At 68.6% G+C, this 15,469-nt stretch carries 11 protein-coding genes; 2 read left to right on the top strand and 9 right to left on the bottom strand.

Going from position 1 to position 15,469, the window contains the following annotated elements; translation table 11 throughout:
* Window positions 1-95: 95 nt before the first annotated feature.
* Window positions 96-485 (top strand): hypothetical protein, encoded by a 390-nt coding sequence (locus Pma05_RS05735; protein ID WP_203856245.1) that lies wholly within the window; start codon window positions 96-98, stop codon window positions 483-485.
* Window positions 482-3,067, top strand: a complete 2,586-nt coding sequence (locus tag Pma05_RS05730; RefSeq protein WP_203856244.1) for an AAA family ATPase — start codon at window positions 482-484, stop codon at window positions 3,065-3,067. Before Pma05_RS05735 ends, Pma05_RS05730 begins: the two co-directional genes overlap by 4 nt.
* A gap of 511 nt (window positions 3,068-3,578) precedes the next feature.
* Here Pma05_RS05730 and Pma05_RS05725 read toward each other — a convergent pair.
* The 9 genes from Pma05_RS05725 to Pma05_RS05685 all read right to left on the bottom strand — a co-directional run.
* Window positions 3,579-4,532 carry a hypothetical protein gene (locus Pma05_RS05725; RefSeq protein WP_203856243.1) on the bottom strand — a complete coding sequence of 318 codons (954 nt, stop codon included), beginning with the start codon at window positions 4,530-4,532 and terminating at the stop codon, window positions 3,579-3,581.
* A 520-nt stretch (window positions 4,533-5,052) separates the two neighbouring features.
* Window positions 5,053-8,622 carry a peptidoglycan DD-metalloendopeptidase family protein gene (locus Pma05_RS05720; RefSeq protein ID WP_203856242.1) on the bottom strand — a complete coding sequence of 1,190 codons (3,570 nt, stop codon included), beginning with the start codon at window positions 8,620-8,622 and terminating at the stop codon, window positions 5,053-5,055.
* Entirely contained in the window at window positions 8,615-9,802 is a 1,188-nt protein-coding gene (locus Pma05_RS05715; protein ID WP_203856241.1) for a tyrosine-type recombinase/integrase, read from the bottom strand. The genes Pma05_RS05720 and Pma05_RS05715 overlap by 8 nt, the downstream gene beginning before the upstream one ends.
* Window positions 9,687-10,814, bottom strand: a complete 1,128-nt coding sequence (locus Pma05_RS05710) for a M23 family metallopeptidase (protein ID WP_203856240.1) — start codon at window positions 10,812-10,814, stop codon at window positions 9,687-9,689. The genes Pma05_RS05715 and Pma05_RS05710 overlap by 116 nt, the downstream gene beginning before the upstream one ends.
* Before the next feature lie 31 nt (window positions 10,815-10,845).
* Window positions 10,846-11,910 carry a helix-turn-helix domain-containing protein gene (locus Pma05_RS05705; protein ID WP_203856239.1) on the bottom strand — a complete coding sequence of 355 codons (1,065 nt, stop codon included), beginning with the start codon at window positions 11,908-11,910 and terminating at the stop codon, window positions 10,846-10,848.
* A gap of 86 nt (window positions 11,911-11,996) precedes the next feature.
* Window positions 11,997-12,659, bottom strand: a complete 663-nt coding sequence (locus tag Pma05_RS05700) for an RNA polymerase sigma factor (protein WP_203856238.1) — start codon at window positions 12,657-12,659, stop codon at window positions 11,997-11,999.
* 148 nt (window positions 12,660-12,807) lie between these two features.
* Window positions 12,808-13,551 carry a hypothetical protein gene (locus Pma05_RS05695; protein WP_203856237.1) on the bottom strand — a complete coding sequence of 248 codons (744 nt, stop codon included), beginning with the start codon at window positions 13,549-13,551 and terminating at the stop codon, window positions 12,808-12,810.
* Between the two features lie 199 nt (window positions 13,552-13,750).
* Window positions 13,751-14,467, bottom strand: coding sequence for a hypothetical protein (locus tag Pma05_RS05690; RefSeq protein WP_239311745.1), 717 nt, complete (start codon window positions 14,465-14,467; stop codon window positions 13,751-13,753).
* A 327-nt stretch (window positions 14,468-14,794) separates the two neighbouring features.
* Window positions 14,795-15,469 (bottom strand): replication-relaxation family protein (locus tag Pma05_RS05685; protein ID WP_239311742.1); only part of this gene is annotated, 675 nt, incomplete at its 5' end.

The following is a 15,469-nucleotide window of genomic DNA, read 5'->3' as shown; positions in this document are numbered from 1 at the left end:
ACCGGCCGCCAGAGTGGCACCCAAACCAGGCGATCATCTGATTACTACCTTGGATCCGTGCCTTACCGTGGACGGCAGGACGAAGAGAGGTCGTGATGCGGAACTGGCCGCTAGCCCGGTCGATCACGGCGGCCATCGGGGCCGTCGCAGCCGCAGCCGTTGGCGTCGTTACCAACCTTGTCACCGCTAGCTGGAGCTGGGTCCTGGCGGTGGCGTTGGTCGGCCTGGTGCTCGCGGGTGCGGTGCTGGCAGCGCTGTCGGCGGGCGGTACCAACTCCGTGGCTGGCAGGACGGTCGTTACACAGGACGCCCGGGGCGGTGCCATCGTGGGTAGCGTCGTTGAGGCCGCCGATGGTGCGACCGTCGCCGAGCGGGTCGGGCGGCGCGGTGAAATTCAGGACGTACACACGACGGCGAAGAACGCCGAGGTCCGTCGAGCGGCTCGCAAGGGGAAGATCCGGGGCGGAAAGATCAGCGCAGAGTGAGCACCGCGGACGAAAGGCAATTCGTCGGACGTGACAGCGAACTGGCGGTGCTAGACGAACTCCTCTCATCCCGTTCGAGCATCCGAGTCCTGGCTTTTTGGGGGCAGTCGGGTATCGGAAAGTCCGCCCTGCTGAGGTACATCGCCTCGCAGGTGCGAGGGTGGCAGGTCCGGCTGTTCGACTTGGAGGCGACGAACCTTCCACTGGCCAATGCGGGCGGGTCGTCCGCACTGAACGATGGTCTGCTGTTCAGCCTGGCCCGCCTGCTCCTGTCATCCTGCGGCGAAGCGGGTGACAGAAGGCTGCGTACCTTCGAGGAGCGGGCCGCCCGCGCCGCCCGCGGTTTCCTGACGCCGACGACCGACGTCCGGGTGAGTCAGTCGGCTTCGTTGGGCGGGCAGGTCAGGGATTCCCACGTCCACGTCTACGCGGATCCTGGCATCCCGACGGCGGCGTTGCTGGCGTACCGGCGGTCCCTGGTCCGGGCCCTGCTCGACCAAGTGCGGGAGGCTGGCTGCCAACGCGTGCTGCTACTCGTCGACACCGTCGAGCGGATGCGGCTGGCAGACGAGACGGATAATGCAGGTACAGAACGGCTGGTCGCCGAGCCCTCGCTGGGCCTCTCGCAGTGGTTCGTGCACGAGTTCCTCCCGGACCTTGTCGGCGCGGCACCAGGCCTGCGCGTCATACTGGCCGGGCGAGACCGGCTGCCCGGACGAGACAGTTGGTTCCAGCAAGTGGAGCTTGCCGAGTGGACCCCCGCCGAGACCGCTAGTTACCTCGTGGCCGAGGGCTACCGAGACCCGGCCTTTGCTGAGGCGGTGCACGAGCTGTGCGTCGGCGTACCGCTCTGGACCGCCATGGTGGTCGAGGCATGCGCGCTACGATTCGGATCGCGTGAGCCGCCAGCGGAGTGGTTGCGGAGCGTCGCACACAGTCGACCCACCGAGCAGTGGCTGCCCGAGGTGTTTCTCGCCCGGCTGCCGGCGGTGCAGCGGCAGGTAATCCACTGTGCGGTGATTCCACGGCAGTTGACTCTTGAACTCGTGCAGCATCTTTTGGAGCTGTCCGGCATCGACGTGCCCGACGACTGGTGGGACCGATTCTGCTGGCACTCCTTTGTCCGCGCCACGACCGCCACGGACCTGGCAGGTCACCGCCACGTCCACCGGATGGTTCGGGCGGCCGTGCTGATGCACCTTGAGCGGCAGGAGCCGCTGCGGTTGTCAAAGTTGCACCGCGCCGCTGCCGAATACCACCATCGGACGGGCGACCTCGCCGAGGAAAGCTACCATCGGTTCGCGGCGGCCGACTACGACATTGTGCCCCGTTGGCGCGAGGCACTGAGCGAAGCGCGACGACGACGGGATCTTGAAGAGATTCTCCGGCTCGTCGACTGTGTAACCGCGCCGGAGCAACGCCACCGAATCGCCCGGCTCAACCGGGCGTTACTGGCCGAAGGCCACCTGCAGTTCGCGCTCCTCGGCTACACAGAGGACGACTACGAGGTAGCCGAACAGCGGCTCAGCATTGCACTTCAGGAGTACGGGACCCTGGGGGATGAGGCCGGGCCCAGCAAGACGCACAGATGGCTCGCCATCGTCAGGTGCTACCAAGGCGACCACCGGGCGGCCGAGGAACACGGACGGGCGGCGCTACTCGCCGCGCGCCGGGCCGAGGACTCCGGCTTAATACGTGACGCGCACTCCGTTATCGCCATGAACTACGGAGAGTGGGGACGCTCGCGCGGTGCAATCGGGCACTATTCGGCGACGATTCGACTGAGTCGACGGCTTGGAGAACCGTTGGAGGAGTCGAACCACCTCTGCCAACTGGCCGACATCCTGTGCGCGATGGGCGAGGAAGACGCGGCTTCCCGATACCTCGCCCAGGCGGAGGTAACGGCGCGACTGTCAGGGGACCCAAGCGAGATCTCCTACTGCTTGTACACCCGGGGTTGGCAGGAGATCAGCAGTGGCCGTCCTGCCACCGCGATCGCACCCCTCGAAGAATCGCTGCGCCTCACCCGTCCCCTGAGTAGACCGCCGCAAACGGCGTGGACGCTCCGGCCGCTGGCCCTGGCCTACCTCCTGCTCGGACAGGGACACCGGGCTGGTCCGTACATCGACGAGGCTCTGGATACCTTCGATCACCTCGGCGACGGGGTCGGCCTGGCCCACATGTACAGCTTGCGAGCTCTCGAAATGCTGGCCTCCGGTCGCCCAGAGGCGGCGGAAGTTGCGGCCCGGGACGCGGAGCGTCTGATCCGGAAACGGCGGGCCAGTCACGTCACCGGCTGGATCCGGCTCGTCTCCACTGCGGTGCGGGCCGTCGCCGACCAGCACGGCTTGGTCGAGCGCCTGCGGGAAACCTTGCTTGCCGACTACCTGCGCGTACACCCCTACGCGTCCGCCACCGACCTCCTCATCGTCGCGGGTGTGCTCGATGCCCAGCGCGAGTCCCGCGTGGCTCGTCGGTTCCTTCAGTACGCGTTGGCTCACGCCCGGCGCGCCGGACACCGGGACCGTCAGCACCAGGCCGTCCGACTGCTCGACCAGGGACGGGCGAGCAACAGACGATAAATCGGCCGCGGGCCCGCCAGAGCGGCGCCAACCCTTGCTGCGCTCGCTGGCAACAGGCTCAGCTCCACAGCGTAGGCGAACACGTCCGCCGCCAGGATGCCGGGCAGGGCCGAAACCCGCTGGGCCCGGTCTGTCGCATTCTCGCGGTTCGTGCACCTTCAAACATAATGAGACACGGCATTTCAGGGCGTCCTGGGATCTCGTAAGACTGCCAGGCGATAAGCACACCGGCAGGTCGATTTGCCTTGACGAAAAACGCACTCCTGTTGGGAGTTGCACTTGTTTCAATTGGTGTTGTCAATGATTTGAAGGTAATTGCCGACTTTTCAAGGGGTCCAGGCAGGCGTCTGCGATCGTGATTCGTCACCGTGACTCGGAACCCGTCCGTCCAATCGGACGCTGGGCCGGTGCCGAGTGAATGCGTCGTGCACAGGATACCGATTCCTCGGCAGAAGGCATAGGTCGGGAACCAGCCAAGCGCTTCCGTAATTTCCATCGACGCCCGAACCCCTCAGCCGAGAGGAAAAACGCCTCTGACCACAGCGGCTCCGATGTCGACAGCGGTCTGCGCTTGATCGCGACCTGGTGGTCGCCCTTTATGAATCGCCATGTTACGAACCCGCGTCAGCCCGTTGGAGAGCCCATCTTGCGTCACCCCCGGCGGCAACATGCCGGCATTCGCGATCGTGGCAATGAAGCTTCCGAGGGTCCGGCGTTCACGGAGGATGGCTCCGCGGATGCCAGTATCAAGGGCACCCAGAGCGACGTCGAACAGGTGGGCTAGCGCAAGTTCCGCAGCGGTCGCGGCATCGAGCACTGCCCTTCGGTGATCTCCACCATCTAAGGCTTCACGAGCATCAGCGACAAAGGTGTGAGCGGGGGCTGGCAGTTCGCTGGCCGAGACGGCTTTCAGGGCGACGGTCCAGAGATCACGCGATAAGGTCTCGCGTTCACGGCGGACCAATCGGATTGACTGACGGAATGACATGCGTTCCGGGACTTCAGTGCCGGCTTCGCGAAAAATCGTAAGTCCGTGTCCACGGTTATGAATCGGCGAAATGGGTCGCAAGGGCTGATTCACTAGCACCCGAATCCATTCCCGAAGCCGCTTGAACCACTCAGCCAGCGTGTCAGGCAGGTCCTCGGCGATCGACTGCGTCTCGCTCGTAGGACACTCTATTATGATCACTACCGTCTGCAGGTGTGCGCCGTCGTTCGTGAATGGCTCGCCGGGCAGCACGGCTCCCCAGGTGCCCTGCCTTGGCTGAAAATCCGCTACTCGCTCCTCGGTGCTCAGCACGGCCGGTGCTGCAAGGTCCTCTGAATCGGGCGCCTGGATGGGCAGATGCAGTACGGCACTCCTGCCAGCGATCCGGACCTGGTATGTATCGTCAAGTATCTCCTCGGAGATGAGGAGGGACTGAGGCAGCGCATAGAGGCAAACCAGTCGATCATCTGCGGTCACTAGTACATTGTCGCCTACGGTTCCGCATAGTTCGTCGACGGGGGCGCATGCAGTGCGGATCGTCCGGTGGAGGCGACGGACCGAGGTAGCGTTTTCGGTGGATATGTGTGTCAAGGATCTGGGCGGCCAGCGCCGCGGTGGCCCGCTCCTGGTCGGCGGCAGTCCGCAGCAATCGATCGGTCGGACAACCTGCATATCGGGTCTGAGGTGCCACGACAATCCCGTGTCGGAATCCGGACCCGATTCATGTCATCGGACCTCTCGCCACGCCACGACCGCGGCTAGATCACGGCCCCACGTCAACGATGATTGAGGAGACGCGGCATCGCCTCAAATCGCGCCTGAACTGCAGGTTTGGGGGAGGTCGATGCGTGAGTTGCGACGCCGGTCGATCGTTACGACCTCGCGTCGTAAGTGGAGCCCGCGCTAGGCCGGCGCTTTACCGGTTCATGTCGCAGGCGACATCCACAGCGACGTGATCTTGAGAACGTGTCATCGAGATTGAGAACCTACAGCATCATCAAGAGGGGAGGGTGATGCCGACGCTGCGGAGGAACACCGCGGGGTCGATGGCGTTGTCGGGTGTGGCGGGGTTGCCGTCGTGTATCTCCCAGTGGAGATGGGGTCCGGATGAGTGTCCGGACGTGCCGACGAGGCCGATGACTTGCCCGGCGGTGACGTGCTGGCCGACGGTGACGTGGGGCTGGACGAGTTGGTGGCAGTAGCGGTGGACGTGTCTGCCGGTCTGGATTTCGCTGTAGTAGCCGCATCCGGTCACGGATGGTGATCCGTCGTGGTCGCAGGGGTAGGGCTTGCCGTTGAGGCTGGCGTTGCAGCGGACCTTGATGACCACGCCTGTGGCGGCGGCCCGGATCGGTGTTCCCTTCGGGGCGGTGATGTCGATGCCGTCGTGGCCGGGTCGCTCGGTGGTGCGGAAGCCGGAGACGATGGGGTGGCCGGGCAGCGGGTGGGTCCATCCGGCGGCCGAGACCGCGCTGTCGTCGCAGGCGGTAAAGCCGCTGGTGAGGGCGGTGATGATCGCGGTGGCTCTGGGTTCGTGTTTGGCGTAGGCGTCGGGGTAGGCCGATCGTTGAACACGTTGGGCGACGTCGGTCAGCGGCAGGGACTGCCACGCCGTGATGGTGATCATTTTTTGGTAGAACTTGGTCGCCGCGGTGGTGGGGGTCATGAGTTCTGCCACGGTGCCCCATGTGCCGTCGCCGTCGGGTGGCAGGGGGCGTTGTTGGAACAGGCCGACGGAGTCGTGGTCGTGTCCGATGCCTTCGTGTGGTTGCTGGAGTGAGGCGGGCACGTTGCTGTTGGCGAGGTTGCGCAGGTTGCTTTCCTGTATCGCGGTCGCGGTGGCGATGACCGCGGCTCGGGTGGGCAGCTTGAGTTGAATGGAGGTCTGGTGGATGGTGGCGGCGTTGGCGGCCTGCCGCGCGTCCAGGTCGTTCAGGTCGGTGCTCGGTGTCGTGATTGCCGATGTCGCGGTGGTCGGTGGGATGCAGGCGTTGGCGACGGCGCCGATCAGCAGCACGGGGGTGCAGATGAGTAGCAGCAGGCCGCCGAGGCCGGCGGCGACGCCGATGCGGAGGGGTGTCATCGCCGGCTCCGGGGGTGGTGGGGGTGGCTGGGGTTGAGGTGAGGGGTGGTGGTCATCGTGGTCTCCTCGGTGCGCGGGGCAGGGTTCGTGGGGTGGGCCGATCGCGATCGTGGGTCCGGTGGTGAGCCGGATCGTCTGCGCGCGTTTGCGGCGTAGGTGGTCCAGGGTGATGTCGATGCCTTCGATCTCGCCGAGCCACTGTTCGGCCTCGGCGCGGGCACGGCGGTCGTGCAGGTCGGCTTCGATGGCATCCAGGCGGGGTAGGGCGTCGGGGTGCACGTGCAGCATCGGGCAGCGCAGGCAGGCGTGTTCGTGGGCGCAGCCGGTGCCGTACGGGCGGCCGCAGTTGCCGAGTTCGACCTTGCGTTTGTCGAAGTGGGTCTCGAACTCGCGCCATTCGTCGTCGGTGGCGGGCCGGTATTCCTCCGTTGGTCGCAGGGCGCGCCGGTTGGTCAGGAAGGTCTGGTAGTGGCGGACGAGGTCCTCGTCGAAGACGGCGACGTAGCCGCGGGTGGTGTTCAGGTCGAGGTGGCCGAGCAGGGCGGCGCCGATGTGGATGGGCAGCCCGTTGTTGACCAGGTCGGTGGCGAACAGGCGGCGGAAGTCGTGCGGAGTAAACCTGGAGTGGCCGAACTCGGGGTGGGTGGTGGACAGGTCGCGGCACCGGCGGGCGAGCATCGCGACGGCCTGGTGCTGGCCCAGTACCTGCCGGGCGTGGCCGTGCCGGCGGGAGAACAGGAACGGCATCGGGTCGGTGTGGACGCGTTCGTTGTAGTCGTAGCGGGGCAGAATCGGCACCGATCCGGTGGCGTTCTGATGGCGGCGGATGATCGCGGCGATGACGGCGAACAGTTCACCGGACATGGGGATGACCCGTTCGCGTTCGGTCTTCGACGGAGCGACTATCAGAAGGCCGATCGTCTCCCCGTTCGGCCGCAGGTAGCGGCGGATGGACAGCTGGGTCAGCTCCAGAGCTTCCTCGATGCGGCAGCCGGTGTGTCGTAGCACCTCGACCAGGGCCCAGTCCCAGAAGCAGGCACCTTCGATCAAACGGACGTTGATGATCTTCCCGGTGGCGAGGTCGCGGGCCCGGGTCGGGTCGTTGGCCTTCCACTGCTGGTCGTAGTCGGTCCAGACCCGCTCGTAGGCGCGGCCTTCCACGGTGAACCGCTGTCCGGGCTGCGCTGCGGTGGCACCGGTGAGTAGCTGCTGGTGGTGGGTCAGGCGGCCCTCGACGTGTGCGACCAGGACGGGCAGCAGGGGTTGACGGGAACGGGTCCGTTCCTGGGAGCGTTCGATGCGTTTGCGATCGCGGCGGGCGCTGCCGGCCAGTTCCCGGCCGGAGATCGGACAGGGCGCGACCCAGTGCGCCCACCGGTCGGGTTCGCTGACCGACCAGGTGTGCAGGTCGAGGTAGAAGCTGCGTACCGCCAGCAGGATCGGATCGACCGATAGCCGTTCCCGTCCGTCCTCACGCAGCCGGATCGCCTCCCGCCACTGCTCGTAGACGTGATCGGGGATCTTCAGGTCGGCGGTCCCGGGTAGCAGGTGCTCGATCTTCAACCAGAACAGGCCGGCCAGCATCCGGGCCAGGTTGCGCATGGTGCTGTGGTCCATGCCGAGTTCGCGGCGGGTCAGGTAGTCGATCAGCAGCTGGCGGACGTCGCGGTTGGCGATCGGGTACTGGTCGACCAGTTCGGTGACGGTGAGCTGGCCGCGTTGCCCGGCGGCGTTGATCGTCGGCGGGGTGCCGGGCGGGAAGTGGCCGGTCTCGGCCAGCACCGCCCACGCCAGCCGCGCGGAGAAGCTGGTCCGGTTGCCGCTGCGGTACAACCCGGTTCCGCTGTCACGGCACTGCCACGAGTAGGCCAGAAGCCCTGCCGGGGTTAGCTGCGCCAGCTGGATGCCGAACACTGCCAGCACCCGCGCGATGTCGAACAACGCGGTCGCCTGTGCCAGCTTGCCGGAGCCGGACGCGGCCACCGCGGCGAAGTAGGCGTCCAGCGCCGGATCGCGTTGAGCGTGACGGAACATCTCGGCAAAGCTGGCCGCGTGGGCGCGGTTGACCGCTCCCAGCCGTGGCCGGATGACACGAAGGCTGATCAGCATCCTGAACGCGTAGATCAAGCGGGCCTGCGGCGCCGGCTCCAGCCCTTCGCGAGGCAGGCCGCCGTCGACAAAGCCGCTGCCGTCCCACCGCTGCTGCCACGTGTCGCCGTCGAACCCGGCAAGAAGGCGCAGCAGCCCTCGCAGGTCGCGGCGGCGCTCGGCCAATGCCCGGGGCGGCCCGGCCCATACCTGTTCGGCCAGGTCGACCAGCTGCTGCTCGCTCGCCCTCGACAGGTCCCCGTGCGGCATCGCCGCCGACGATGGTGCCGGAACCTCGGGGACTATCCGGCCCCGGCGGTAGCGGCTGCCGTCGACCAGCGACAGATCCACCGGCAGTGTGCGGCGCACCTTACCGGTGCTGGTCAGCTCAGCCACCGAACACCACCGCCATGTCCTCGGCCGCGTACCCGGCCGCCGGACGGATCTGCTCCACCCGGGGACGGCGGAAATGCTGCTGTAACCGACTGAACAACTCATCGATGTCGGTACGTACGTAGCGCAGGGTGTCGGCGATGTTGCGGTGCCGCAGGATCGTCTGCACCTGCGGCAACGTCAGTGCTGAGTCGTTGGCCATCCTGGTGGCCGCCGTATGCCTCAGGTCATGAAACGTCCAGTTGGTGCCCAACCGCGTGTTGACCCGCTGCAGCATCCGCCGCAGAGCCCAGTACGACAGCGGGCGTGGCTCGCCACGCAGGGTCCGCCACACCGGCTGCCCAGGTGCGGGCAAGCCCGCCTCGTCCAAGTACAACGCCAACAGCGTCAACGCCTGCGGCGACGCCGGCACCGGCTCCACCAGCCGCGACCCCTTCGACACCACCCAGAAGCGTTGACCGGCCCAGTCGACCCGATCACCAGTCAGCCCGAGCAACTCGCTGGCCCGCGCCGCTGACGACACGAACAGCGCCATCAGCGCCTGATCCCGCACACACGACAGCGCCGCGAACAACTCATCCCACAACAGATCCGGGATCGCCCGCGGCGGAGCATCGGGCTGCTTCTGCCGCAGCGGTGCCCGCCGCCGCACCGGCACCGGCACCATCGGGCCGCGATGCGACAACAACGCCCTCCGCCGAGGCGACACCGGCACTGGGTTAACCACCGGCCCGCGACCATGCTGGGCGTGGAACGTGTAGAACGCCGACACCACCGACAACGCGTGATTGATCGTGGCCCGCGCATACCCCGCCTGCAACAGCGGCTTGCCGGTCCTCGGATTGACCGCCGCATGATCCGCAGCCGGGCGCCGCTGCGGGTTCGGCGCGCTGCGTAGCCAGCCCACCATCACCGCCACCTCGTCCGCCGTCGCCTGCTGCCAGTCGACCTGTAACGCGACCAGGATTCGCCACCAGCGCAGCAGATCCATCGCATACGAGCGGACTGTCAACGGGCTGCAGTCCGACAGCGCCAAGTCTCGGAGGAACCGGCTGACCGCCTCCACCTCAGCACCGGCGCAGTCGACCAACGCGAACGGCAGCGAACCGCGACCGGTCGCCACCACCTCGCCCAGCTGCGGCAGCCCACCACAGCCCTCCAACAACTCCTCGCGCACACCCATCGCAGCGCCCGCTCCCATCACTCGAACCGCGAACATTGATGAGGGAACGAGCGAGAGTCCATGACGGATACACGTGCAGCTCACGACTGGTTGGTGCAGTCAACATGCCACAGCCCTTCGTGAGATTGGGGTTTCCGTCGCGGTGACAGCCCCAGTCGCCGCCGGTGCGGCTGTCGATGGCGTTGCAGCGCACCCGCTGCACGGTGCCGGAGGCGGCGGCCACGATGGTGGTGTGCCGGGCCGCGCCGAGGTCGACCCCGTCGTGGCCGGGCCGTGCGCTGGTCCGGAACCCGGACACGACCAGCGCACGCACGGGCTGCGTCCAGCCCTGGGCGGAGACCTCGCCGCACGGGTTGATCCACACGGTGGACAGGCCGAGCGCCGCACCGACGTGGCTGACCAGGCGGATCGTTTCGGCGGTGTGCTTGGCGTACGCGTCCGGGTGCGCCGACCGCTGCACCGCCTGCGCGGCCTCGGTGAGCGGCATTTGTTGCCAGCCCTCGATCGTGACGAGCTTGTCGAAGAACTTGCCCGCCTGGTAGGCCGGATCGCGAAGCTGCTCCGGGGTGCCCCGCCCCTGCGACGGCCGTTGCTGGAACAGGCCGATCGAGTCGTCCGCGCCGCCGGGCAGGTTCCGTAACGTCGATTCCTGCATGGCGGTCGCGGTGGCCACCACCCATCCCGACGGCGGCACGGCTTTGCTGTTGCCGACGGTGAGGATGGTGGCCACGTTGCCGAGTTGCTCGGCGTCCCAGCCCTCGACGGGCGGTATCGGTCCGCTCGGCGCGACCGGTCCCGGCGCCGCCGGTGCGGTTGTCGCCGGTGCCGCTGTGGTGGGGATGCAGGTCGTGCCGCCGCCGCCGAAGATGGCGGCGCCGCCGAGCAGCGGGATGGCGATGATGGCGGCGAGGAGCGCGATGATGAGGCTGATGAGCTTGCGCATGGCGGCGCCTCCTTCCGGGGGCGTGAAGCGGAAAAAGGGCCGGTGGGCCGCCCTCACGGGGCGGCCCACCGACCATGGGTGAACTGGTGGCGCGGTGCGGCTATCCGGCGTTGTCCGGCTGCGGCTCGGTGGCGGCGTCCGGCTGCCCGGCCTCCTGCTGGCCCGCCGTGCCGTGGCCGTCGCTGCCGGTGTCGCCGTTGGTGTCGGTGGTGGCGTCGGGCTGTGCGGCGTCGATGAGCTTGTAGCGCTCGGGGTCGTCGCCGATCAGTTCGGCCTTGCCTTCCTTGGCGAACTTGCGCATCGCGTTGGTCATGGCGCCGGGGCTGCGGCCGGGGATGTGGACAGCGAGGCGGCCACCGGTCCAGCCGACGATGCCGGCGAAGGCGGGCATCGGCTGCTCCCGCATCACCTTCTCGACCATGGCCTCCAGCTCGCCGGGGCGCAGCTTGGGCAGTCCGTTGGACAAGATGACCGGCTCGCCGGGCTCGCCGCGCCGGACCTGCGGCATGTTGCGGCGGCACGTGCCGCAGTAGGCGGGGGTCTTCTGCCAGCAGCATTCGCAGATCTTCGGCATCTGGGCCTGGCAGCCGCGGCACAACTTCGGCGGTTCCGCCTCGGCCAGCTTCTCGCCGTCCGGGTTGGCGTCCCCGGCCGGCGTGCCGTCCCCGTCGGAGGTGGCCTGCTCCTGGTCAGCGGCCTCGCCGTCCGGCGCGGTCTGCATGTCGGGCGGAGCCTCGCCGTCCAGCGCGGTGCGGTCCTGGCCGTCTTCGGGGCTTGTCCCGGCGTCGGCGGGCTGTGCGTCTGCCGCCAGCTCCGGCGACGCCTCCCGGTTGGCCGGATCATCCGGCGTCGCCGGGTCGGCCTCGGCCGCCCCGTCGGGGTCCGGCTCGGCGGCCTCGCCGCCACCGTTCGGCTCCGGCTGGACCGCATCGCCGTCAGCGGAAGCCGGGTCGGCGAGCTGCCAGCGGGCCGGGGCGCCGTCGGCGGGGTCGCCGCCGTCTTCCACCTTGACGATCAGGCCGGCCTTGGCGAGGTCGTTGATCGCCTTGTCGGTGGTCGAGCGGCTGCGGCCGGTGCGCTCGCTCAGCTCGTGCACGTTACCGGGGCCGGCGTTCAGTGCGTCGAGCGTGAGCTTCGCGCTGGGTGAGAGCTTCTGGTTGTCCATTGCGGACGGTTCCCTTCTTCGGGTTGATGGATAGGTCAAAGCCCGACCCCAGGTGCTGGGGTCGGGCTCGTCTGCGGGCCGCCCGGCTATCGGGCGGAGGTGGTGCCGGCCAGTGCGGTCAGCCGACCGGCGTCCGGCGCGGGATCCTCGGCGGCCGTGGTGAACTGGCGTTGCAGCCGGCGCATGGCGGCGCGTTCGAGGTGCCGAACCGCGTTGACGGTTCGGCCCATCGCCTTCGCGGTGGCGTCGCGGGGGTAGCCGTCGATGTGCCGGAGCTGGATGGCTTGGCGCTGGTCGGAGGTGAGCCGGGCCAGGGCGTGCACGAACGTCATCCGCGTCACGGCCTCGGACACGGTCGGCGCGGCCGAACCCAGCGAATCCGGGGCGGGGTTGGTCTGCTGGTCTTCGCCGACGGTGTACGCCGCTCGCAGGTAGCGGCGGTGGGACCACTGGTGGCGAGTCACCGCCCGTGCCGCGAGCCGCAGCATGGAGCCGATCGGGTCGTCGCCGATGAGGGTCGGCTCGGCAAGGGCGAAGCAGTACGCGTCGTGGACGAGGTCACCGATGGCCTCGCGGTCGCGTTCGCGCATCCGCACCGCGACATAGCGGGTGACGGCGTCCAGGGTGAGCTGGTACAGCTCCGCGAACGCGGCCCGGTCGCCGCAGCGGGTGCGGTCGACGAGACCGGCGTCGAAGCTCGGGCGGTGTCGGCGGCCGGTCAGCGTGGGCCGGTGCAGTGATGTGGCCATGGCAGAGGGACTCCCTTCAGCGGTGGGCGATCCCGGGCATGGCCGTGCGGCCACGCCCGCGGTGCGCGCGGTGGCGCGGGGTTGGCCGGGCGTCGGCCGTGGTTCAGCGATGCATCAGCGGTCTGGGTTGATCGAGCGGCGCCACTGGTCAGGCGACCAGCGCGGCCTGCTCGGCGGCGGTGAGCTCGGCCGGTGTCCGGCCGTGCCATTGCTCGGAGTCGCGCAGCGCCCACCAGCGCAGCAGGGCTCGGCAGGCGGCGGCCTCGGTGTCGGCCGGCGGCAGCGGGTAGACCAGGTGCGGGCAGGTGGCCCGGTGCTCGGGGTGGGTGAAGGCGGTGGCCTGCCAGCCGGCGCTGCCGTGCCAGATCCCGCCGACGAGCGCGCCGTAGGCGGACAGGCCGTGCACCTTGGCGGCGACCTGGTCCGGTGCGACGAACCATCCGACTCCGGTCTCGTCGGCGCTGAGCGCGACCATGCCCTTGCTCGGGTCGTACGGCTGGACCAGCAGGTGCCGTGAGCGAGGGTCACGGGTGGTGTGCCGGTGCCGGCGCCACATTCCGTACAGCTTCAGCAGCGCCTCCCGTTGGGCGTCGAAGCGTTCCAGTTGCTGCACGAGGCGGACCGTGTCGCTGTCCAGCGAGTGCGGGTAGATGGTGGCCAGGTCGGTGACGGTGCTGGTGTGCCGGCGGCACAGCTCGCCGACATGGACCAGCACGCGGGTCAGCAGGTCGGCGGTGGTGTTGAAGTCGTGCGCGGCGCGGGCCAGTTCGATCGCGATGTAGGCGATCGGGTCGCCGCTGTCGGTCTCACCGGTGTCGTAGCGCCACAGGTGTTCGGTCAGGGCGTCGTTGGTGGCGACCGCGATGGCGGTCAGCGCGGGGTCGTACGGCACGGTGTGGGTCTCCTCACGGGCGTTCGGGCCGCCCCGACGGGCGGCCGAAAATGGGCCACCCGGCGATGGCCGGGGAGTATCGCCGCTCCATCCGCACGCCCGGTCAAGGCGCGGCTGGAGGGCTCGAACGGCGAACAGCCGGCCGCGAAGATGCGACCGGCTGTCCTCACAGGAGAGTGGGATGGATGAGTGGGTGTGGTTAGGGCTGTGCTCCGACCGTGACGGCGATGATCTGGTGGCTGCGGCGCAGCTTATTCAGATACGCGCCGGCCTCGGCCAGGAAGCGCAGCTTGTCGGCCAGCGACGGTGAGGCGGGCTCGAGCAGCCGCCCGTCGTCGGTGACGACCGCGTCTCCGGTGATGGCCTGCTGCCAGTGCACGACCGTGTAGGTCGCCTCCCCGGCCTGGTAGGCGTCCAGCTCGTACGGGTCGAGTTCGACTCGCGATGCCGGGTGGGAGTTGTACGACAGCATGGCCAGCACGCGGGGCTGTTCCTCGAACCGGCGGCGGGCCTCCTCCAAGGTGACCTTGGTGGGGTTGGCCTTGTGCTGGGCGAGGTAGTCACCCCAGGGCTTGGCGACCGGAGTGGTGCGGACCACCTGAGCCCACGTCCGCCACCGGTAGACGGCGGCCGTGTTGGCGGCGGTTACCGCTGCGGTCAGGTCGAGCCGGCTCTTGCGGCCACCAGCGGCCCAGACGACCGCGCCGAAGCGGCGCGTGGCCTGGACCAGGTGCCGAGCCGACCACCGGGTGAACCAGCCGATGATGCGCGGCCGGCGGACCGGGAACATGGTGCGGGGGGTGCCAGCCGGCAGGTTGTGCCAGTCGAGGATCTCCGAGGCGGAGAACCAGTCGATGGTGGTGTCGGCGGGCATGCAGACGATGACGGTACGAGCGGTGCTGGTGTTGGTGGACACGGCAGGGTACTCCCTTCGCAGGATGCGGGCAGGTGGGATGAACACCGGTGCCGTCGCCAAAGGACTGCTGTGGACAACGCCGAGGCGAACACCAGCCGACCCGGGAACGGGTGGGCTGAAGATGTGTTCGCGCGGGCGCGCGAGTCGAAGGTGGCGACGGACGGTGCTGGAACAAATAGATGTGCTTGGCACCGTAGCTTCGCTACCTGACAGCCAAAGCCGCGCCGGAAACTCCCGGCGGGGCTGTGACCTGCGGTGTTAGGAGTCGGGCCGCCGGCTGACAGGTGCTGTCAGCTCCGGTCAGGTGCCCGCCGGCCCGTTGTCAGGTCAGGCCGCGAGGTCGTCTTGACCGGACAGGTCGAGCTGACCGCCGACCCAGTTGGGGTTCTCCGCGACGTTGCGGCCGTGCTCGCTGGGCAGGTCCGGCAGCGAGATCCGCTGCCAGCCGTCGACCGGCAGCCACACCGCCCCGGCGGGGTCCATCTGGTGGGTGGCGGTGGCCACCGGCACCTCCGGCAGCCGGCGGCGCAGCTCCTGCTGAAGGTGCGACTCCCGCTCGGCGCCCGGCAGCCAGAACAGCACCGGGTACCGCGGACCGCCGGAGGCGACCAGCCGTTCGTACGCCTCCAACTTGCCAATGACGCGGGCCAATGGTTCGGTGCCCCGGTCGGTCTCCAGGAACCAGCCGACCGTGCGCCCGCGCTCGGTCCACAGCCCGTGCCCGTCCGGGCGGATGCGCATGAACCTCGTGGTGGCGGTCCGCTCGGACCACCACCGGTCCAGCCGCACCCGCTGGTCGATGCGGGCGGTGAACGCCAGCCGGACGAAGAACTCGTTGGTGGCCAGCAGGTGCGGCAGGCGCGGGCTGGCGGCCAGCCGGTTGACCTGGTCGCGGTGGGCGCGCACGGTTGGTGCTGGGTGGCCGGTGGCTCCGGCCATGAACCGGGCGCCGTGCAGGCCCAGGACCCAGTGCCACGGCTCGGACCCGCCGTAGAGGCGGGC

It is taken from the genome of Plantactinospora mayteni (genome assembly GCF_016862935.1).
In the GTDB taxonomy this organism is placed as follows: domain Bacteria; phylum Actinomycetota; class Actinomycetes; order Mycobacteriales; family Micromonosporaceae; genus Plantactinospora; species Plantactinospora mayteni.
The sequence above is the reverse complement of the archived record's forward strand: the minus strand, read 5'-3'. Positions and strand labels throughout refer to the sequence as shown.

Bases quoted from the DNA above. Each gene is read 5' to 3' on its own strand.
- Pma05_RS05735 (WP_203856245.1), top strand. From the start codon at position 96: ATGCGGAACTGGCCGCTAGCCCGGTCGATCACGGCGGCCATCGGGGCC.
- Pma05_RS05715 (WP_203856241.1), bottom strand. From the start codon at position 9,802: ATGGGTGTGCGCGAGGAGTTGTTGGAGGGCTGTGGTGGGCTGCCGCAG.
- Pma05_RS05705 (WP_203856239.1), bottom strand. From the start codon at position 11,910: ATGGACAACCAGAAGCTCTCACCCAGCGCGAAGCTCACGCTCGACGCA.
- Pma05_RS05700 (WP_203856238.1), bottom strand. From the start codon at position 12,659: ATGGCCACATCACTGCACCGGCCCACGCTGACCGGCCGCCGACACCGC.